Origin of the sequence: Rhizobium sp. BK538 (genome assembly GCF_014197575.1) — a bacterium.
Classification (GTDB): domain Bacteria; phylum Pseudomonadota; class Alphaproteobacteria; order Rhizobiales; family Rhizobiaceae; genus Rhizobium.
In genome coordinates, this window is the sequence record NZ_JACIFT010000012.1 from 189,871 (window position 1) to 208,513 (window position 18,643).

The following is an 18,643-nucleotide window of genomic DNA, read 5'->3' on the forward strand; positions in this document are numbered from 1 at the left end:
TACGTTGAAAGTCAATCTCCGGATCACGACGGTCGCAAACGGCTCTGGCTCAAGCGCCCCGGACCACGATGAAGTCTAATTTTGTCGCTGCGCTCAAAGGGATGGAATAGCATTTCTTGCCAACCTAGCCTTGTGAAGGGAAAAGACCGTTCCTAAACTAAGCGTTCAAAAGAGGCAGAGTCCATGACCGTCTATCCGTCCGTTCTAGAGGCAATCGGCAACACCCCCTTGATCAAGCTCAAGGGCGCGTCGGAAGCGACCGGCTGCACTATCCTCGGTAAAGCGGAATTTCTCAATCCGGGCCAGTCGGTCAAGGATCGCGCCGCGCTTTACATCATTCGCGATGCAGAGAAGAAAGGTTTGCTGAGACCGGGCGGAGTTATCGTCGAGGGGACGGCCGGCAATACCGGTATCGGCTTGACCGTCGTTGCAAAGGCGCTTGGATACCGAACCGTCATCGTCATCCCGGAGACCCAGAGCCAGGAAAAGAAGGACGCCCTGAAATTGCTCGGTGCCGAGCTCGTCGAGGTGCCCGCCGTTCCCTACAAGAACCCGAACAACTACGTGAAGGTATCCGGAAGGCTTGCCGAGCAGCTGGCGAAGACGGACCCGAACGGCGCGATCTGGGCAAACCAGTTCGACAATGTCGCCAACCGGCAGGCGCATATTGAAACGACGGCCCAAGAAATCTGGAACGACACGAACGGCAAAGTCGACGGCTTCATCTGCTCCGTTGGCTCGGGAGGGACGCTTGCGGGCGTGGCAGCCGGCCTCAAAGCCTTCAGCAATGACATCAAGATCGGCCTTGCCGATCCCGACGGAGCCGCGCTCTACGAATTCTACAAGAACGGCGAACTTAAATCCGCTGGCTCCTCGATCACCGAAGGAATCGGTCAGGGCCGGATCACGGCAAACCTGGAAGGCTTTACGCCCGATTTCTCTTACAGCATCTCGGATGCCGAAGCCCTGCCCTACGTCTTCGACCTCGTCGAACATGAAGGATTGTGCCTGGGCGGATCGACCGGGATCAACATTGCCGGCTCAGTGCGCCTTGCTAAAGAGCTCGGTCCCGGCCATACCATCGTGACCATCCTCTGCGACTACGGCAACCGCTATCAGTCCAAGCTCTTCAACCCGGATTTCCTAACCTCGAAGGGCTTGCCCGTCCCGGCGTGGCTCGCCAAGACGCAAGACATACAGATCCCGTACGAACCAGCAGCGTGAGACCCCATGCCCGTCAATGCCCTCTATCGTGACGATTTCTATCTTTCCACATGCGAGGCGGTTGTAACCGCCATTCACGAAGACGGGGGCATTGAGCTGGATCGGACCTGCTTCTATGCGACATCGGGAGGCCAGCCGGGCGATACCGGCTTTCTCGAGCGCGCCGACGGCAGCAAGATCGCGCTCGCACAGACAAAGCATGGGGCAAGCAAGGACATCGTCGTCCATGTGCCGCTCGAAGGTGAGACCAAGCCAGTTGTCGGCGAAAAGCTGGTGTTGCACGTCGACTGGCCGCGCCGCTACAAGCTGATGCGAATGCATACCGCCTGTCATCTGCTCTCGGTGGTCTGCTCCTATCCGATCACCGGTGCGGCCGTTGGCGAAGACGAAAGCCGTGTCGACTTCGATATGACCGAGACAATCGACAAGGACGACGTGACCGAAAAACTGATGGAACTGGTGCGGCAGAACCATCCGGTCTACCTGCAATGGATCACCGACGAGCAGCTTGCCGCCAATCCGGGCATCGTCAAATCCAAGAATGTTCGCCCGCCGATCGGCCTAGGCCGGGTCAGCCTTGTCTGCATCGGCGAAAACTCTGCGATTGACAGCCAGCCTTGCGGCGGCACACATGTGTCCGAAACGCAGGAAGTCGGCCAGATTCACATTGCCAAGATCGAGAAGAAGGGCAAGGAAAACCGCCGCTTCCGAATTCGCTTCGGCGCTCCTGGCGACGAAGCTTGAAGCCTAGGGAGAGCAGAATGAGCGAAGAGAAGAGCCGGTTCGTCGTTTCGGCCGATTGGCTGCAGGCGGCATTGGGCAAGCCGGATTTGCGCGTCCTAGATGCATCCTTTTATTTGCCGGCGCAGAAGCGTGATGCCGACGCGGAATATGCCGCCGGCCACATCCCTGGTGCCGTCCGCTTCGATCAGGACAAAATCGCGGATCATTCCGTACCGCTGCCGCACACCATTCCCTCGCCTGAGCTTTTCGCAACTGAGGTCGGAAAACTCGGCATCGGTGAAAACGACCTTATCGTCGTCTACGACGGGATCGGAATGTTCGCATCGCCGCGCGTCTGGTGGCTGTTTCGCGTGATGGGCGCGCGGAATGTGTACGTTCTCGACGGCGGCCTTGACGGATGGAAGTCTGAGGGTCGACCGCTTGAGACAACCGTGCCGCACTATGAGCCCAAGGTATTTAGGCCGACCTACGACGCCTCGCGGGTCGTCACTCTCGACACAATGCGGGATATCGTTGCGAGCGGCGCCCTGCAGATAGCCGACGCCAGAAGCGCCGGCCGATTTGCAGCGCTCGAGCCTGAGCCGCGCGCTGGCATGCGCTCCGGTCACATGCCGGGTGCGCGAAACCTGCCGTCGGGTGTCTTCGCCAACCAGGGCCGCTTCAAGTCGCTGCCGGAACTCAAGCAGACGATCGAGGACGCGGGCATAGACCTGTCGAAGCCCGTCGTCACGTCCTGCGGCTCAGGCATCACAGCCGCGATCATTACGCTGGCGCTGGAATCGCTCGGCCATGCCGACAACAAGCTCTACGACGGCTCTTGGAGCGAATGGGGTGGCCGGGACGACACGCCCGTCGTCACTGGCCCACCAGAACCGGTCAAAGTCTAACGCGATGGTGAAGGCCCCCTCGTCCCTGAAAGCCCATATTACGCGCCTGGAAATGACGGCACCGCCGAAGGCAAGCCTGCCGGTGCCCATCAACATCCAGACGGCGATCATGCGCGCTCCCGATATTCCGCTGCCTTTCTACCGCTATCTCTACCGCCAGGTCGGGGCCCGGTGGCAGTGGGTGGATCGGATACGGATGGTGGACGAGGACCTGGCCAGGGCGCTGCATGATAAGCGCAACAATATCAGCGTGCTCTATGTGAATGGCGCACCCGCCGGTTTCTATGAATATTTCGTCGAGGATGAGGACACCATCGAGCTCTGCCACTTCGGGCTGATCGAGCATGCACTTGGTCTCGGGATCGGAAAGTGGTTCCTGCTGCAGGCACTCTATGCGATCTGGACGCTCAATCCGAAGCGAGTGACGACGACGACCAACAATCTCGATCATCCGCGTGCGCTCCAGCTTTACCAGATGTTCGGCTTTTCTCCGGTCTCCACCGGCGCGGGCATCGTCCGGCCGCTCAGCGACAAGGAACTGCTGGAGCTGAGTAAGAAGGGCTGTTGAGCAGGCCAAAAGGAACTCTGGCTGGAGGCGCTTGCGCAGGAATCGGGTGGCTTGCGCGCCTGCAAAGGCGCATCTCATGGCAATCAGCAAGGAGATCTGCAATGACCGACATCCGCTTTTCCGCCATGCCCACTGCCGACGCCGAAAATCTTTGGAACGGCGGTACAGATGCCTACGGTTTCTTGCCCGAGACGATGGTCTCAGACGGCCCGGGCTACCCCTGCCGTCACTGCCTGAACAACATCGATGCGGGCGAGGAACTGCTGGTTTTTGCATACCGGCCGTTTCCCGAGCTTCAGCCCTATGCTGAAACCGGCCCTGTCTTTCTCCACAAGCAACCGTGCGGGCGCTATGTCGCCGAAGAAGTCCTACCACCGGTTCTGACCAGCCCCGATTTCATCGTGCGCGGCTACAATGCCGAAAACCGCATTGTCTACGGCACAGGCGCGGTAACACTGACACCCGACATTCGCTCCTATGCGGCCCAACTCCTCGAGCGGCCGGAGATCGCCTACGTGCACGTGCGGTCAGCGCGCAACAACTGCTATCAGTGCCGTATCGACAGATGACAGCAAAAAGGGCCGATCGCAGGAGAATGCGATCGGCCCTGCCTCACGTAACGTGATGGGAATTACGCTACGTTCAGTACGCTTTCCGGGGCGTAGACTTCATAGCCTAAAGCTTCGGCCACCGGCTTATTGGTGACGCGGCCCTTATGGATGTTGAGACCGTTCCTGAGGTGACGATCCTCCGCGATTGCACGCAGCCCACGGTCCGCAAGCGCCAGCCCATAAACCAGCGTCGCATTGTTCAGGGCATGGGCCGAAGTGACCGGCACGGCGCCTGGCATATTGGCAACGCAATAATGCACCACGTCATCGACAACGTAGGTCGGCTCGGAATGGGTCGTTGCATGCGACGTCTCGAAGCAGCCACCCTGGTCGATGGCGACGTCGACGATCACGGAGCCTCGCTTCATCCCCGACAGCATTTCGCGGGTGACGAGCTTCGGTGCGGCGGCTCCCGGAATGAGCACAGCGCCGATGACGAGGTCTGCCGAGAACACTTCCTCTTCCAGGGCCTGAATGCTGGAATAGCGGGTATGGACGCGACCGCCGAAGATATCGTCGAGCTGGCGCAGGCGCGGCAGAGACTTGTCGAGGATGCTGACGTCGGCACCGAGGCCCGCCGCCATCCTGGCTGCATGCAAACCGACGACGCCGCCGCCGATCACCGCAACCTTGGCCGGCAGCACGCCGGGCACGCCACCAAGCAAGATGCCAAGGCCGCCATTCGCCTTTTGCAGCGCGGTCGCGCCCGCCTGGATCGACAGGCGTCCGGCGACCTCGGACATGGGCGCAAGGAGCGGCAGGCCGCCGCGGTCATCTGTTACAGTCTCATAGGCAACAGCGGTGACGCCGGAGGCGAGGAGGCCCTTGGTCTGTTCCGGATCGGGCGCGAGGTGAAGATAGGTATAGAGAATCTGGCCATCGCGAAGCTGCGCCCATTCGGAGGGCTGCGGCTCCTTGACCTTTACGATCATGTCGCACTTCTCAAAGATTTCCTTGGCCGAGGCAGCAATCTTTGCGCCGGCGGCCGCGTAGGCGGCATCATCGGCACCAATGCCAGCGCCTGCCTTGGTTTCAACCCAGACCTCATGGCCATGTGCGACATATTCACGAACGGATGCAGGTGTCAGGCCGACACGATATTCATGATTCTTGATTTCCTTCGGGCAACCGACACGCATTAGGCGTTCCTCTCTCTTTGTCCGCTTGGCGGAGTGTATTGACGAGGAAATCCAACCACCACGGCCACGAAATGTCCTTGCAAAGAAGGTTTGCGCCGACACTGATTTTCGAAGATTATTGCAAATTCGAGCAAATAATCGAAAGTCCTTCGAATGTCCGAACTCGACACCATCGATCTTGCGATTCTGAAGACACTTCAGTCCAATGCCCGCATTACCAACGCCGATCTTGCGGCCAAGGTCGGCCTGTCGGCATCGGCCTGCTCTCGGCGGCTTGATATACTGGAGAAAAGCGGCGTCATCAGCGGCTACCACGCGCACGTCTCTCACAAGGCGCTCGACTATAAGATGATCGCGGTGGTGCACATTTCCCTGTCGGGCCAGTTTGCGAAGACGCTTTCCGAATTCGAGGCCGCCGTTAAGCGCTGTCCGAACGTCCTCGTCTGCTACCTGATGTCCGGCGAATACGACTATATTCTCCGTGTCGCCGCCCGTGACCTGGAGGACTACGAGCGCATCCATCGCGACTGGCTCTCGGCGCTTCCACACGTCGTCAAGATCAATTCCAGCTTTGCCTTGCGGGAAGTCATCGACAGGCCAAATGTCGGGCTTTGACAGAGAGCCAAAATCGGCAGACAGTTCTTGCATCGGAGCAGCAGCTTCGTTACCCCTGCCTGATCCCCCCGCAGCAAGACGCACGCATGAAATCCAAGACCCAAGGTTATGTTTTCGTCCTGTTGGCGATCACCATCTTCTCGCTGCAGGACGGCATCTCGAAGCATCTGGCATCCGCCTACCCACCCGTCTTGGTTACCATGATCCGCTACTGGGCCTTTGCCGCCTTCACCGTAGCGCTTGCTAGCAGGATGAGGGGTGGCTTGAAACAGACGGCCTACACAAAGAGGCCGCTGCTGCAGGTGATCCGGGGTGTTTTGCTGGCCGCTCAGGTCGTCGTCGTCATCAACTGCTTTGCCCTGATCGGTCTTGCCCACTCGCAGGCGATCTTCTCGGCAACCCCGATTCTCATTGCATTGCTCTCGATGCCTATCCTTGGCGAACGGGTCGGCTGGCGTCGCTGGACGGCAATCGGTGCGGGTCTCGTCGGGGTGCTGCTGATCCTGAAGCCGGAAGGCGAATTCTTCGATGTCCAGCTTCTGCTTGCCGTCTTCTCGTGCTTCCTGTTCGCCTTCTATGTCATCGCCACCCGCCTTGTCAGCCGGGACGACTCGGCCATGACGAGCTTCTTCTACACGGGCGTCGTCGGCGGCATCGCCATGACGCTGGTCGGCCCTTTCTATTGGACCTGGATGTCGGGCTGGGATTGGGTATGGATGGCACTTGTCTGCATGACCAGCATATCGAGCCACTATTTCCTCATCCGTGCGTACGACATGCTGGATGCCACCGCCGTGCAGCCGCTGACCTATCTGCAGCTCGTCTATGCATCGATCATCGGCGTCGTGATCTACAACGAGAAGCTGAACCTCACCATGATCATCGGCTCCGTCATCGTCGTCGCGGCGGGCATTTTCACCGTATGGCGGGAACAGGTCGTTGCACGCAGATCGCGTCGGCAACAGGAATCTCGGCAATTTTAGATCGAGCTATTAAAGCATTCTCAACGTTCGTCCCATAGAATTCATCTGTATGTTTCTGGTGGAGCGTAACATGCAGCGCAATCTGAATATCATTACCCGCAAGGCCGAACGCCGGTCCTGCCGCATATTCGGTAAGGTCCGCTATCTCACCAAAGAAGTGGATGCCCGCATCCTCGACATGTCGGTTACCGGCATGGCCGTCGAAATCCGGGCGCCGATTCATGCCGCTTCCGGCAGCCGTGTACAGGTTCTTGCCGATGATCTCGGCACGCTGCACGGCATCATCCGCTGGAGCCACAATGGCCGTCTGGGAATTCAGTTCGATCCGAATTCCAATGCCCGCGCGCAGGTGGCGTCATATTTCCGGTTCTTCCACAAGGAGGTAAAACCAGTCCTGACGCGATAATCGCCCTGTCATTTTCAGGGTTTACTCCTTCGCAAATCACCATAATCTCGCCCGCGGGCCGGGCGATGCGTGATTTTCGAAGGAGTTTTCATGTCTTCCATTCTCGATCTGCCACCAATGACCCGTCGCTCTCTGCTTGGCGGCATCGCTGCCACGTCTGCACTCGTCCTGCTTCATCCCTTTAGCGCGCGCGCAGCCGCCAATCAGGCTCATCTGCGCCTGATGGAAACGACCGACATTCACGTCAACGTCTTTCCCTACGACTACTATGCCGACAAACCGAACGATACGATGGGTCTGGCGCGCACCGCGACGATCATCGACAACATCCGGGCGGAAGCTGCCAACTCGCTGCTGATCGACAACGGCGACGTGCTGCAGGGCAACCCGATGGGCGACTATATGGCCTATCAGCGCGGGATGAAGGACGGCGATGTGCATCCCGTCATCAAGGCCATGAACACGCTCGGCTACACCGTCGGCACGCTCGGCAACCACGAATTCAACTATGGCCTCGACTTCATGTTCAAGGTGCTGAACGGGGCAAACTTTCCGTTCGTCTGCGCAAACCTGACAAAGGGCCAGCTCGCATCGGATCCGACGAAGGATGAGCTGTTCTTCAAGCCCTACATCATCGTCGGAAAGACCATCAGGGACGGTGCCGGCAACGAGAACATGGTCAAGATCGGCTTCATTGGCTTCGTGCCGCCGCAGATCATGCTGTGGGATATCAAGAACCTCGAACGCAAGGCGCAGACGCGCGACATCGTCGAAGCTGCTAAGGCCTGGGTGCCGGTCATGAAGCAGGAAGGGGCAGATATTGTCATCGCGCTCTCGCATTCCGGCATCGACGGTGCGGCAGCCTCCGAGAAGATGGAAAATGCCTCCCTGCATCTCGCCGCCGTCGATGGAATCGACGCAATTTTCACCGGCCACCAGCACCTTGTCTTCCCCGGCCCCAAGACCTGGGATGGCATCCAGAACGCCGATCCGGTGAAAGGCACCTTGTACGGCAAGCCCGCCGTCATGGCCGGCTTCTGGGGCTCGCATCTCGGCCTGATCGATCTCCTTCTGGAGAAGGACGGCAAGGGCTGGAGGATCGTTGACTTCACCTCCGAAGCTCGGCCGATCTACCACCGCGATGACAAAAAGAAAGTCGTCGCCGATGTGGTCGACAAGAAGGACGTCATCGAGGCTGCGAAGGCCGAGCACGAGGCAACGCTCGCTTACGTGCGCACCCCCGTCGGCAAGACCTCAGCCCCGCTCTACTCCTATTTCGCGCTGGTCGCCGACGATCCGTCGGTTCAGATCGTCAGCCAGGCGCAAACCTGGTACATCAAGCAGATGCTCGCCGACACCGAATACAAGGACCTGCCGGTGCTTTCGGCGGCGGCGCCGTTCAAGGCGGGTGGCCGCGGCGGCGCGGACTACTATACGGACGTGCCTGCCGGCGACATCGCGATCAAGAACGTCGCTGATCTCTACCTCTATCCGAACACAGTCCAGGCGGTCGCCATTACTGGCGAGCAGGTGAAGAACTGGCTGGAAATGTCAGCCGCCATGTTCAACGAGGTGAAGCCGGGCTCAAAGGATGCCGAACTGCTGAACAACGCCTTCCCATCCTACAACTTCGATGTGATCGACGGCGTCACCTACCAGATCGATCTATCGCAGCCGCGCCGGTTCGATGATGACGGCAAGCTGAACAATGCCGATGCAAACCGCATCCAGAATCTGCAATTCGACGGTAAGCCCATTGATCTCAAGCAGAAATTCTTGGTCGTCACCAACAATTACCGCGCCGGCGGCGGTGGCAAGTTTCCGGAAATTGCGGCCGACAAGGTCGTCTTCCAGGCGCCGGACACGAACCGCGACGTCATTGTCCGTTTCGTCCACGAGCAGGGGACGATCAATCCGTCGGCCGACGGCAACTGGAGCTTCAAACCGCTGCCGGGGACGACGGCGGTCTTCCAGAGCGGTCCGAAAGCCAAGCAATTTCTCGCGGATGTGGAGAGCGTCAAGATCGAGGACGCCGGTGAAGGCACTGACGGATTCTCGAAGTTCAGGCTGATACTCTAGATGTGAGCTTCAGGAGGTTTTCAGCGCGGAATGGGAAGGCGCGGGAATCCGCGTCCTCTTACTCGGCGGCAATCGGTAAATCGGGCGGCGATAGCTCAGCCAGTTGGGCCGTAAAATCGGCGTGCCTGGGGCATTGCTCCAGCCTTACCCGAAACGCTTCGATCATCCAGCTTGCCGCCGGACCAGGCGGGCTGGCGATCCGTCTCATGGCATAGAGCGGATATTCTCCCTGCTCGAAAGCAGGCAAGTCGAGATGGACCAAAGCACCGCTTCTCAGATCGTTGCGAATAAGCGAGGCGGGCAAGCCGCCCCAACCAAGCCCACCGCGAATGAGGGAGTGTTTCGTCGCAATGTCGCTCACCCGCCATGTCTTATAGGAAAGCACATTGAAATCACGGCCCTTTGTCAAACCAGACGCGTCCGTCACCACCAACTGCGTCTCCTCACGGACATCCGCCAGGGTCAGCGGTCTGCCGATCTTCGCCAGCGGATGATCATGCGCGGCAACGGGCATCATGAAGGAATGTCCGATTTGTTCTGCTGCAAGCGCATCGTGTTGCTTCAGCAGAGCGCCGCCGATGCCTATCGTTGCTTTGCCGCTCAAAACGAGATCCATCACCACACCGAGTTCACCCACGGTCAAACTGAGCGCCACGGACGGGAACTTGTCACGGAACCCGCGCAGCACGTCGACGACCGCGTGCGACGGCACCATGACGCTGATCGCCACGGAGACTTCGGCCTCCAGCCCTTCCTTCAGCCCTTTCACGCGGGCACGCATCACCTCGAGATCCGAGACAAGCCGCCGCGCATCCTCAAGAAGCGCCTTGCCCGCCTCCGTCAGATTCGGCTGCCTTGCGCCGGAGCGCTCGAAGAGCGCCACTTCCAATTGAGCCTCGAGGTTGGCGATTGTGTAGCTGATGACCGATTGAGCGCGGTTTAGCGAGCGCGAAGCGGCCGAAAAGCTGCCCGTTTCCGCAACAGTGAGAAACACCTGCAGCTGGTCCAATGTCGGATTCGGAAGCATTTACCATCCAATCTATCGATGCTTTTGATCGACATTATCACAGTTTTTTCGATAGCCAGCCAGTCCTATTTTCTGCTTCGAAACAGCGGCTCGAAGCTCCCAAGACGTGCCGCAGAACCAAATTCGAGAGGAAATTCAATCATGTCGTCCATCCTGCTTTTGACTTCCAGCCCGCGCGTAGACTCGCTTTCCACCACGATCGCGGCTGACCTCGTCGAGAAGATCAAGGCTCAGCAGCCGGGCAGCGCTGTCGTTCGTCGCGACCTCGCCGCCAACCCGCTCCCGCATATCGACGATCTCTTCACCGCTGCCATCCGCAAGCCGGCCGATGACCGCACCGCCGCCGAAGCCGCCGCAGTGAAGACCTCCGACGAGCTCGTCGCCGAACTGCTCGCAGCGGACACGATCGTCATCGGCACCGGTCTCATCAACTTCAACATCTATTCGTCGCTGAAGACCTGGATCGACAATGTCGCTCGCGCCGGCCTCACCTTCACGTACACCGAAAGCGGCCCGGTTGGCCTTGCTACCGGCAAGAAGGTCTACGTCGTTCTCGCCTCCGGCGGCGTTTACTCGCAGGGACCGGCCGCCGGCATGAACCATGCTGTTCCGTATCTGAAGTCGGTTCTCGGCTTCCTCGGTATCACCGACATCGAAACTATTTACGTCGAAGGTCTCGCCTTTGGCCCGGAAGCTGCGGAAAAGGCAATTGGCGCTGCCAAGGCTCGCGCCGAGGAAATCGCCCTCGCCGCGTAATTGGTGTCCAGACTGATGTTGAAAACGGCCGGCTCTGACCGGCCGTTTCATTTTGTGCCGAGTTCGTTCACGAAAGCCTTTACAGTATCGAGTATCTCGCTAGCGAGGACTTCATCGTTCGCGATGCGTGCGAGGCCGAGTGCGCCGATCATGAGACAGGACGTGATAATCGCCTTGCGGCGCACCTCTGTTTCATTGGCCGCGGCCATGCGCGCCTGCATGTTGTGCAAGTTCGTCTTCATCTGATCGGTCGCGAGCGATCGACACCTCTCCCCACCGCGCGCGATATCAGCCGTGAGGGCTGCGAACGGGCACCCTCCGGCCGTATCGTTTCGGTGTTCCCGGCTCAGATAGCTGGCCGTATATTCCTCCAGCGCGATGTCCGCCGGCGCCCGCCCTTCGGACCGCACTTTCGCGGCCCAGGAGCCAAAGGCTGCCTGCATCGCCTCGGCGACCAGCTCGTCACGCGACGCAAAATGCTTGTAGAAGCCACCGACCGTCAGCCCCGCCTCCTTCATGAGATCCGCGACCCCGACGCCTTCAAGACCCTTCTCGCGCAAACGTTTCGAAGCAATCTCGACGATCCTCTCGTGCGTCTTGCGCTTATCCTGCTGTGAGTGGCCCATGAAATTCTCTCCCGGGATCGGTTGACTTATCAAGATTACAATCATAATCCTTATGGATGTTGATCGTAATCCAGATCAGGAAAATTTCCAAGAGGAGTTATGCAATGCGTCTGCAGAATAAGGTCGCCCTCATCACGGGCGGAAATAGTGGCATCGGTCTTGCGACCGCCAAGGTCTTCCTCGATGAAGGGGCCAGGGTGATCATTACGGGGCGCAATACCGAGACCCTCGCCGCGGCCGAAAAGGCGCTAGGCGGCAACGTGCTCGCGCTGAAGCTCGACGTTACTGATGTAGCGGCCACGGAACGGGTATTTGCAGAAGCAGCTGCTAAATTCGGCAAGCTTGACGTGCTTTTTGCGAATGCGGGTATTGGTGGTGCTACGCCACTTGGCGGGACGTCACTGGAGCAATTTAACGCCATCATCACTACCAACCTGACCGCCGTCTTCTTCACGGTCCAATCGGCTCTTCCGCATCTGAACGATGGCGGTTCTGTCATCCTCAACGGATCCGTGCATGCGGTGCTCGGTGCGCCTGGCTGGTCGGCCTATGCCGCCACAAAGGGTGCTGTGCGCGCCATGACCCGCAATATGGCGTCCGAGCTTGCACCGCGTGGTATCCGTGTCAATCAGGTGACGCCCGGCGGCACCAAGACACCGATCTGGCAGCCAATGGCGTCCACGGCCGATGCAATGTCCGCGCTCGAAGCCCGACTGGGCGGCATGAGTCCGCTCGGACGAATGAACGAAGCGGAGGAAATTGCCAAGGCTGCGCTCTATTTCGCCTCAAGTGATTCGACCAACGTCACAGGGATCGAGATCGTGGTCGACGGCGGCGCGACGGGCGCACCCTCCGGTGCCAAGATTTTCCGCGCCGGATAATCGCTAGCCCGTCTTCACAAGCCCAGGCTTGCCAACAACGCAATTGCGGCCGCCTTTCTTTGCCTGATAAAGCCGCTCATCGGCAGCCGAAAGGACGGTTGTGAAGCTCACGCCGTCGGTATCGGCTGTCGCCACGCCGATGCTGACGGTCACCGGCTTGCCATCCGGCGTCTTGACGCTGCTTGCAATCGTCCAGCGCAAGCGTTCGGCAAGTCGCATTCCCTCGGCATGGTCGGTTGCCGGGCAGACCGCGACAAATTCCTCGCCGCCAAAGCGGAACAGGCGGTCGGCCGATCGCAAAATGGTCCCGAGGCGAAGCGTGATCGCCTTCAACACCTCATCTCCCTGCAGATGCCCGAAGCGGTCATTAACGTCCTTGAAATGGTCTGCGTCCAGAATGATCACAGTAGCCAACTGCCCTTGCCGCAACGCTTCGCGGACCATGACCGGCGCTTCCATCTCCATGCGCGTACGGTCGTAGACACCCGTCAGAACGTCCCTACCCGTCCGGTTCAGCAGGTCGTTGTAGCGCTCCCGGAAAGTCAAGTCACTGAAGACATCGCTGATCGGCCGCACGCTCGCGGGAACGCCGTCGCGGCGTATCCAAATCTCGTAGACGGCAAAGAGCGCCGTATAGATGCAGACGGCGAACATCTTTGCCCTCCACCCGTCCCAGAAGGCGGAGGCCGGAATCTCGAGGAAATAGTGCAATGCACCGAAGAACCCGATCTGATCGAAGGTTAGGAGGACAAAGCCACAGATCATGAACCGTAGGATGATCCTGCGCTTCAAATAGCGGCCGAGACGCTCGTACAGGAGGATAATGCCGATGGAATCGAGATACAGAAGCGTTGTTCCCCAGACCATGAGCCAGCCCATTTCCTTGAGGAAATCGAAGTTCGCGCCGTCCCCGCGCGGCAGATCGATTGGCGTATGCAACTGAAGCAGCCACGCTACGGCGACCGTCAGGATATTGCCGAGAAACAGGCCGTAGATCGGCTGGCGAACCGTCGCAGCATCCTCCTGCAGATACAGCATGAGGATCATCATCAGCTTGCCGGCGAAGAACACCGACGATCCGGGCGACGCAACGCCGAATGGCAGCGCGACATAAAACACGGCCGCGAGGTAAGTCTCCATGAAATGCATGACGCCGAGGGCTGTGAGAAACACACCCAGGCCAAGGCGCTGGCGAAAATGCAGCAGCGTCACCATGAGCGTGAAATAGCCAACGGCCTCAATGACAAACAGCAGCAGATTAAAGGCTTGCATCAGGCGCCTCTCTCCTCAGCCAGCGCACCAACGCCAGAGGCGGCACGCCGCGCGAAGAATCAGCGGCGGCGAACATGAGTGGCTGTCCGTGTGTGGTGTAAGGCACGTGGACGTCCTGCAAGGCTGCGAACACCAAGATTCCTCGCAATCCTTTAAGATTACGTGAGGATTAATACCGTCACGTCAGACACCGGAGAGACCGCGTCGGAAGCGGATCAGACCTGACGAATTTTTGCACCATCGCTGAACAACGACGGGCCGTTCTGATCGATGATCTGTTGCGCTTTGCGCACCGTGCACTCGATCGCATCGTCGGAAGATCCAAACATGTCGGCGCGAATGAAGTTGCGCACGAGGACTTCTGCACCGACCGTCTTCTCGATCCGGCCAGCAAGGCGATACTGGCCGCCCTCTTTCTGCGGCTCGGCGTAGATCGTGCAGTCGCCGTAGAGCTGCGGCTCGGAAGAGACGCCTGCCGGAGCGTCAGCAGATTTGCCGCTGCCTGAAAACATTGAGAAAATGCTGGAGAAGATCGAAGCCATACTCCGCCTTTATCACGGCAGCTCGTGCCGGAAAAGTTAAATGATGAGGTTTGCGAGGATCTCGTTTTCAGTGATGTCCTCGAAGCCGATGGCGGCATTCTCGAAGTTCGCGACGAGTTGCGCAAAATTCTCCGGCGCCTTGGTTTCGATGCCGATCAGGACAGAGCCGAAATTGCGAGCCGTCTTCTTCAGATACTCGAAACGGGCGATGTCGTCGTCCGGACCGAGCAGGTTCAGGAAATCGCGCAATGCGCCCGGCCGCTGCGGCATCCGCAGGATGAAGTACTTCTTCAAGCCGGCGTAGCGCATTGCGCGCTCCTTGACATCGGGAAGGCGCTCGAAATCGAAGTTGCCGCCAGAAACGACGGCCACGACCGTTTTGCCCCTCAGCACTTCCGGATCCATTGCAGCGATCGCGGTCAGTGACAGCGCCCCTGCCGGCTCGAGAACAACGCCCTCCACGTTCAGCATCTCGCCAATGGTCACGCAGATCGCGTTTTCCGGCATCAGCATGACCTGCTCGGTCGGGAATGTTTCGAGGGCGGCGAAGTTCAGATCCCCGATCCGCGCCACCGCCGCGCCGTCGACGAAATTGTCAACCTTGGTGAGCGTCACCAAGCGCCCCGCGTCAATACTTCGCTTCAGGCTCGGCGCTCCGGCCGGCTCCGTAAAGATGAAGCCGGATTTCGGCATGAGGCCATCGAGATAGCCGGTGATGCCAGCCGCAAGGCCGCCGCCACCCACCGGCATCACCACCATATCAGGTAGCGTTCCTTCGGGCAGCTGTTGCAGGATTTCCGCAGCGACCGTCGCCTGCCCTTCGATGATATCAGCATGGTCGAAAGGCGGCACCATGACACCGTCGATCGCCTCGACGTGATCGCGGGCGGCCTGGTAGCATTGATCGAAGAAGTCGCCCGTCAGCTTGATGGTGATGAACTCGGCGCCAAAGATGCGAGTCTTGTCGATCTTCTGCTGCGGCGTCGTTACCGGCATGAAGACAACACCGGGCACGCCGAAATAGCGGCAGACAAAAGCGAAGCCCTGGGCATGGTTGCCGGCCGAGGCACAGACGAAGGTCTTGCCGCCAGCGCCCATGGCGATCGCCTTGCGGAAGAAATTGAAGGCGCCGCGAATCTTGTAGGAGCGCACCGGCGAAAGATCTTCACGCTTCAACCAGATGTCGGCGCCATAACGCGCCGACAGGTGCTCGTTCAGCTGCAGTGGCGTTGCTGGAAAGAGGCTGCGCATGGCCGCCTTGGCGCTCTCGACATCCTGTCTGGTCACGGTCGTTCGTCCATTCCTGTTTTGCTCTCGCTATCGCACAAGTGAGCGGAGCGAGAAAGCCCATATCCGACGATATTGTTTACTTCAAAAGTCATCTTTTAAATCGGAGTTCCAAAGCTGGTCGGATAACGCAATTGTGCGCTATCAATTCGCTCACGATGCGGCTACATCGCCCCGATGATATCAAGTAAATTTGCAAAGCCGGCTGCCTGGCTGCTTCTCGCGGCCATTATTTTCGTCACGCTGTCGCCGATCGGGCTGCGGCCGCATACCGTGACCTCGGTCAATCTCGACCGCGCGCTCGCCTATTTGTTGGTGGGCTTCATGTTCGCGGTCGCCTATCCCAGGCATTGGCTCGCGGTCGCCGTTCTCCTAATCTTTGGCGCATTGGCGATCGAATATCTGCAATATCTGTCGCCGACGCGCCACGCGCGCCTGCACGACGCGCTCGTCAAGATCCTCGGCGCATCTGCGGGAATATTCGCTGCCCGCGTGTGCGCAACATCCACAGCTGGCACCTCAGAGATAAAAACGCAGCTGCTTGGTGACGACTAATCGGCTGAGTCTTCGCTGGAAAAGCATGGTGCAACTGCCAATCGCAAGATGTCGCAATTCATACGCTGCATTTTTTACAAGCTATTTTTCTCAATATAGCTCGCAGATTAGATGAAAAATGATCAAGAACCCTTTCGTTCGCACAACGTTTGAATGTCGGCTGGGCACGGCGCCGAATTCAGATGCCACGCCTATCCCACTCGTTCTCACTGGTCGGCTTGGTTGACTTAACTCAACTCGGAATGGCATAGTGCCACCCAACTTCCCATCAATGACTTACAGTTCCGCATGTCCACTACATTGCGCATCATCTCGCTCTCTACCATCCCTCCACGTTTCGCCAAGCTTGCACCGACCCTTAACAGCCTAGTTAAGCAGAACGGCGCAGTGGATGAGATCCGGCTCTACGTGCCCAAACGCTATCGGCGGTTTCCTGACTACGACGGATCCGTTCCATCCGTGCCCACTGGGATCACGATAGTTCGACCTGAAGAAGACATGGGACCTGCATCTAAGGTGCTGTTTGCCGCACGCGAGCTCCGTGGGAAAAAGGCACAAATTCTGTTCTGCGATGACGACAAGGTGTTCTCGCCCAATTGGGCCTCTCAGTTGTTCGCGGCACAGGACGAGCGACCAGCGGAATGCGTAGCCCTGATCGGCAAGGACGTGCCAACCCATATTGCGAAACCCTCCGCCATTGTGCCGAAAGCAGTGCGCAGACGGAAAATGGATCTTTTGCTCCGCGCCCGCCGACTACGGCATAAGTTCGCTTCCATAGTGTTGCGTTTGGACCAGCCGAAACCGATGCCGACGTTGGTTGCGAAGGGCGGCTACGTGGATGTGCTTCAAGGGCTCGGCGGTGCCGTCGTGCGTCCAGAGTTTTTCGATGATATCGCGTATGACATCCCTGAAGTCATATGGGCAGTCGATGACGTTTGGTTGTCCGGCATGCTTGCACTGAAAGGTATCCCGATCTGGCTCCCTGCTGGGCTGGAAGAACCACGGACGACCGCTGCACACGATGTCGCCTCACTATACCTCGCCACCATCGAGGGTGCGGTCCGTAGCGAAGCCAATCGCCGGTGCATCGAGTACATGCAGCAGCATTTCAATATATGGCGATAAATTGCGCCACGATTGGGTGTGCAGAGCTTCCCAAAACAGATTCGCTAAGTTATTGCGATCGTTGAACGCGAGCGTGGCGAAACTGGTAGACGCAAGGGACTTAAAATCCCTCGGCCTTAGGCTATACGGGTTCGATCCCCGTCGCTCGCACCATCAGGGCCAGACTGTATCAACATCCAGGGCAGCCGGCCACCACCCTTTATCCTCGCTTGCGAATGTGCTTGTATGCGCACGCCAGAAGGACCGCGGTTGGGGCTGCGCATAGTTGTAGGCTTGTCTTGTGGGAGTAAGGCTATGGTTTACGATTGGGATGGCACGAGAACGCGACGTCTCAAATTGTTCAGGGCGGGAACGGCATTCATGATCGCCATTGCGGTTCTCGGAATACCGCTTCTTTTCTACGCAGTGAAACTGCACGATCTCTACGGCTGATGCGCAGTCGGTGACTTTCTCTGCGCAGTGTAAGCAGGCGCGAACCCAATGGCCGCGCCTGCCGGTGAAGAGAGCCGATTAGCCCAGCTTTGCGGCAATCTTGGCGACGTGAGCGCCCTGATACTTTGCCGCTTCCAGCTCGATCGCCGAAGGCTGGCGGGATCCGTCACCATCCGTGATGGTGGATGCGCCATAGGGTGAGCCGCCCTTGATTTCATCAACGCCCATCTGGCCTTGGAAAGCGTAGGGAAGTCCCGCGACGATCATGCCCTGATGCAGGAAGGTGGGGATAAAGCCGAGGATGGTGGACTCCTGACCACCGTGTTGCGTTGCCGAGGACGTGAAAACCGAACCGACCTTGCCGACCAGCTTGCCGGCAAACCAGTGGCCGCCCGTTTGATCCCAGAAATTGCGCATCTGCGACGCAACCGTTCCGAAGCGCGTGCCGGCACCAACGATGATGGCATCGTAATCAGCAAGTTCATCGACAGTTGCAATCGGCGCGGCCTGGTCCATCTTGTAGTAGGACGCCTTGGCAACTTCGTCTGGAACCAGTTCCGGAACGCGCTTGACAACAACGTCGGCGCCAGTCGACTTTGCGCCTTCGGCGACGGCATATGCCATGGTTTCGATGTGGCCGTAGGCCGAATAGTAGAGCACGAGTACCTTCGCCATTTACTTATCTCCATCAGGGAATTTGCGTTTGAATTCGTAGGCGGTGGAAACTTAGCAGCGCGCTGTAATCAACATAGCCCCACGCGGCAGAACGCACTGTTCAATGGCCATAGACGAAAAAATACTTGGAGCCAGTTGCGTGACCTAGCGGCGGTGACACGGTTTGCAAGACCGGCGAAGGGCGCTACCTATGTTGGGATCCAAACGTT

General features: G+C 58.7%; 20 protein-coding genes, 1 tRNA gene and 1 pseudogene. 15 read left to right on the forward strand and 7 right to left on the reverse strand.

Features of this window, described 5'->3' with window-relative positions; genetic code table 11:
• Positions 1–183 precede the first annotated feature (183 nt).
• The 5 genes from FHX09_RS16885 to FHX09_RS16905 all read left to right on the forward strand — a co-directional run bounded on the left by FHX09_RS16885 (position 184) and on the right by FHX09_RS16905 (position 3,992).
• A complete protein-coding gene (locus FHX09_RS16885; protein WP_132594534.1) occupies positions 184–1,224 on the forward strand; it encodes a cysteine synthase A in 1,041 nt (346 codons plus the stop codon).
• A 6-nt stretch (positions 1,225–1,230) separates the two neighbouring features.
• Complete coding sequence (locus FHX09_RS16890) at positions 1,231–1,968, forward strand: alanyl-tRNA editing protein (protein ID WP_132594536.1); 738 nt, start codon at positions 1,231–1,233, stop codon at positions 1,966–1,968.
• A 17-nt stretch (positions 1,969–1,985) separates the two neighbouring features.
• Entirely contained in the window at positions 1,986–2,855 is an 870-nt protein-coding gene (gene sseA / locus FHX09_RS16895) for a 3-mercaptopyruvate sulfurtransferase (protein ID WP_132594538.1), read from the forward strand.
• 4 nt (positions 2,856–2,859) lie between these two features.
• Positions 2,860–3,423 carry a GNAT family N-acetyltransferase gene (locus tag FHX09_RS16900; protein WP_037082727.1) on the forward strand — a complete coding sequence of 188 codons (564 nt, stop codon included), beginning with the start codon at positions 2,860–2,862 and terminating at the stop codon, positions 3,421–3,423.
• Between the two features lie 101 nt (positions 3,424–3,524).
• A complete protein-coding gene (locus tag FHX09_RS16905; RefSeq protein ID WP_007792842.1) occupies positions 3,525–3,992 on the forward strand; it encodes a DUF1203 domain-containing protein in 468 nt (155 codons plus the stop codon).
• A 62-nt stretch (positions 3,993–4,054) separates the two neighbouring features.
• Here FHX09_RS16905 and ald read toward each other — a convergent pair whose 3' ends face one another.
• Positions 4,055–5,173 (reverse strand): alanine dehydrogenase, encoded by a 1,119-nt coding sequence (gene ald, locus FHX09_RS16910; protein WP_007792839.1) that lies wholly within the window; start codon positions 5,171–5,173, stop codon positions 4,055–4,057.
• Between the two features lie 153 nt (positions 5,174–5,326).
• Here ald and FHX09_RS16915 point away from each other — a divergent pair, with 153 nt between their 5' ends.
• The 4 genes and pseudogenes from FHX09_RS16915 to FHX09_RS16930 all read left to right on the forward strand — a co-directional run bounded on the left by FHX09_RS16915 (position 5,327) and on the right by FHX09_RS16930 (position 9,256).
• Entirely contained in the window at positions 5,327–5,788 is a 462-nt protein-coding gene (locus FHX09_RS16915; RefSeq protein WP_007792837.1) for an Lrp/AsnC family transcriptional regulator, read from the forward strand.
• A gap of 86 nt (positions 5,789–5,874) precedes the next feature.
• On the forward strand, positions 5,875–6,771 hold the full coding sequence (locus FHX09_RS16920; protein WP_132594540.1) for a DMT family transporter: 897 nt from the start codon (positions 5,875–5,877) through the stop codon (positions 6,769–6,771).
• A gap of 70 nt (positions 6,772–6,841) precedes the next feature.
• Positions 6,842–7,168: pseudogene (locus tag FHX09_RS16925) on the forward strand (PilZ domain-containing protein); the annotation flags it as partial.
• A 99-nt stretch (positions 7,169–7,267) separates the two neighbouring features.
• Complete coding sequence (locus FHX09_RS16930) at positions 7,268–9,256, forward strand: bifunctional 2',3'-cyclic-nucleotide 2'-phosphodiesterase/3'-nucleotidase (protein WP_132594542.1); 1,989 nt, start codon at positions 7,268–7,270, stop codon at positions 9,254–9,256.
• Positions 9,257–9,314: 58 nt separating this feature from the next.
• Here the strand turns inward: FHX09_RS16930 and FHX09_RS16935 are convergent, their stop codons facing one another.
• Positions 9,315–10,283, reverse strand: a complete 969-nt coding sequence (locus FHX09_RS16935) for a LysR family transcriptional regulator (protein ID WP_184450410.1) — start codon at positions 10,281–10,283, stop codon at positions 9,315–9,317.
• A 141-nt stretch (positions 10,284–10,424) separates the two neighbouring features.
• On the opposite strand from FHX09_RS16935, the gene FHX09_RS16940 reads away from it, so the two are divergent.
• Positions 10,425–11,039 (forward strand): FMN-dependent NADH-azoreductase, encoded by a 615-nt coding sequence (locus FHX09_RS16940; protein WP_007792820.1) that lies wholly within the window; start codon positions 10,425–10,427, stop codon positions 11,037–11,039.
• Positions 11,040–11,086: 47 nt separating this feature from the next.
• Here FHX09_RS16940 and FHX09_RS16945 read toward each other — a convergent pair whose 3' ends face one another.
• On the reverse strand, positions 11,087–11,665 hold the full coding sequence (locus tag FHX09_RS16945) for a TetR/AcrR family transcriptional regulator (RefSeq protein WP_132594546.1): 579 nt from the start codon (positions 11,663–11,665) through the stop codon (positions 11,087–11,089).
• 104 nt (positions 11,666–11,769) lie between these two features.
• Here FHX09_RS16945 and FHX09_RS16950 point away from each other — a divergent pair, with 104 nt between their 5' ends.
• Complete coding sequence (locus tag FHX09_RS16950; RefSeq protein WP_132594548.1) at positions 11,770–12,546, forward strand: SDR family oxidoreductase; 777 nt, start codon at positions 11,770–11,772, stop codon at positions 12,544–12,546.
• A 3-nt stretch (positions 12,547–12,549) separates the two neighbouring features.
• Here the strand turns inward: FHX09_RS16950 and FHX09_RS16955 are convergent, their stop codons facing one another.
• The 3 genes from FHX09_RS16955 to ilvA all read right to left on the reverse strand — a co-directional run bounded on the left by FHX09_RS16955 (position 12,550) and on the right by ilvA (position 15,647).
• Entirely contained in the window at positions 12,550–13,821 is a 1,272-nt protein-coding gene (locus tag FHX09_RS16955; protein WP_183719163.1) for a GGDEF domain-containing protein, read from the reverse strand.
• Between the two features lie 212 nt (positions 13,822–14,033).
• The gene (locus FHX09_RS16960; RefSeq protein WP_132594552.1) at positions 14,034–14,360 is read right to left on the reverse strand and encodes an HlyU family transcriptional regulator; all 327 of its coding nucleotides are present in this window, start codon (positions 14,358–14,360) and stop codon (positions 14,034–14,036) included.
• Between the two features lie 36 nt (positions 14,361–14,396).
• Positions 14,397–15,647, reverse strand: coding sequence for a threonine ammonia-lyase (gene ilvA, locus FHX09_RS16965; protein WP_132594553.1), 1,251 nt, complete (start codon positions 15,645–15,647; stop codon positions 14,397–14,399).
• Between the two features lie 177 nt (positions 15,648–15,824).
• Here ilvA and FHX09_RS16970 point away from each other — a divergent pair, with 177 nt between their 5' ends.
• The 4 genes from FHX09_RS16970 (at position 15,825) to FHX09_RS16985 (ending at position 17,759) form a co-directional block, all read left to right on the forward strand.
• Positions 15,825–16,202, forward strand: a complete 378-nt coding sequence (locus FHX09_RS16970; protein ID WP_007792808.1) for a VanZ family protein — start codon at positions 15,825–15,827, stop codon at positions 16,200–16,202.
• 288 nt (positions 16,203–16,490) lie between these two features.
• The gene (locus FHX09_RS16975) at positions 16,491–17,327 is read left to right on the forward strand and encodes a glycosyltransferase (protein WP_132594555.1); all 837 of its coding nucleotides are present in this window, start codon (positions 16,491–16,493) and stop codon (positions 17,325–17,327) included.
• 67 nt (positions 17,328–17,394) lie between these two features.
• Positions 17,395–17,480 (forward strand) — tRNA-Leu (locus tag FHX09_RS16980).
• Positions 17,481–17,621: 141 nt separating this feature from the next.
• On the forward strand, positions 17,622–17,759 hold the full coding sequence (locus FHX09_RS16985; RefSeq protein WP_007792673.1) for a hypothetical protein: 138 nt from the start codon (positions 17,622–17,624) through the stop codon (positions 17,757–17,759).
• 78 nt (positions 17,760–17,837) lie between these two features.
• On the opposite strand, the gene wrbA is transcribed toward FHX09_RS16985, so the two are convergent.
• Entirely contained in the window at positions 17,838–18,434 is a 597-nt protein-coding gene (gene wrbA, locus FHX09_RS16990; protein WP_007792676.1) for an NAD(P)H:quinone oxidoreductase type IV, read from the reverse strand.
• Positions 18,435–18,643 lie beyond the last annotated feature (209 nt).

What these genes read in the sequence shown, in the direction of transcription:
- wrbA (WP_007792676.1), bottom strand. Translation starts at nt 18,434, where the DNA reads ATGGCGAAGGTACTCGTGCTCTACTATTCGGCCTACGGCCACATCGAA.
- FHX09_RS16960 (WP_132594552.1), bottom strand. Translation starts at nt 14,360, where the DNA reads ATGGCTTCGATCTTCTCCAGCATTTTCTCAATGTTTTCAGGCAGCGGC.
- FHX09_RS16890 (WP_132594536.1), top strand. Translation starts at nt 1,231, where the DNA reads ATGCCCGTCAATGCCCTCTATCGTGACGATTTCTATCTTTCCACATGC.
- FHX09_RS16920 (WP_132594540.1), top strand. Translation starts at nt 5,875, where the DNA reads ATGAAATCCAAGACCCAAGGTTATGTTTTCGTCCTGTTGGCGATCACC.
- sseA (WP_132594538.1), top strand. Translation starts at nt 1,986, where the DNA reads ATGAGCGAAGAGAAGAGCCGGTTCGTCGTTTCGGCCGATTGGCTGCAG.
- FHX09_RS16905 (WP_007792842.1), top strand. Translation starts at nt 3,525, where the DNA reads ATGACCGACATCCGCTTTTCCGCCATGCCCACTGCCGACGCCGAAAAT.
- FHX09_RS16940 (WP_007792820.1), top strand. Translation starts at nt 10,425, where the DNA reads ATGTCGTCCATCCTGCTTTTGACTTCCAGCCCGCGCGTAGACTCGCTT.
- FHX09_RS16885 (WP_132594534.1), top strand. Translation starts at nt 184, where the DNA reads ATGACCGTCTATCCGTCCGTTCTAGAGGCAATCGGCAACACCCCCTTG.
- FHX09_RS16945 (WP_132594546.1), bottom strand. Translation starts at nt 11,665, where the DNA reads ATGGGCCACTCACAGCAGGATAAGCGCAAGACGCACGAGAGGATCGTC.
- FHX09_RS16915 (WP_007792837.1), top strand. Translation starts at nt 5,327, where the DNA reads ATGTCCGAACTCGACACCATCGATCTTGCGATTCTGAAGACACTTCAG.
- FHX09_RS16930 (WP_132594542.1), top strand. Translation starts at nt 7,268, where the DNA reads ATGTCTTCCATTCTCGATCTGCCACCAATGACCCGTCGCTCTCTGCTT.
- FHX09_RS16950 (WP_132594548.1), top strand. Translation starts at nt 11,770, where the DNA reads ATGCGTCTGCAGAATAAGGTCGCCCTCATCACGGGCGGAAATAGTGGC.
- FHX09_RS16900 (WP_037082727.1), top strand. Translation starts at nt 2,860, where the DNA reads ATGGTGAAGGCCCCCTCGTCCCTGAAAGCCCATATTACGCGCCTGGAA.
- ald (WP_007792839.1), bottom strand. Translation starts at nt 5,173, where the DNA reads ATGCGTGTCGGTTGCCCGAAGGAAATCAAGAATCATGAATATCGTGTC.
- FHX09_RS16985 (WP_007792673.1), top strand. Translation starts at nt 17,622, where the DNA reads ATGGTTTACGATTGGGATGGCACGAGAACGCGACGTCTCAAATTGTTC.
- FHX09_RS16975 (WP_132594555.1), top strand. Translation starts at nt 16,491, where the DNA reads ATGTCCACTACATTGCGCATCATCTCGCTCTCTACCATCCCTCCACGT.
- FHX09_RS16935 (WP_184450410.1), bottom strand. Translation starts at nt 10,283, where the DNA reads ATGCTTCCGAATCCGACATTGGACCAGCTGCAGGTGTTTCTCACTGTT.
- FHX09_RS16970 (WP_007792808.1), top strand. Translation starts at nt 15,825, where the DNA reads ATGATATCAAGTAAATTTGCAAAGCCGGCTGCCTGGCTGCTTCTCGCG.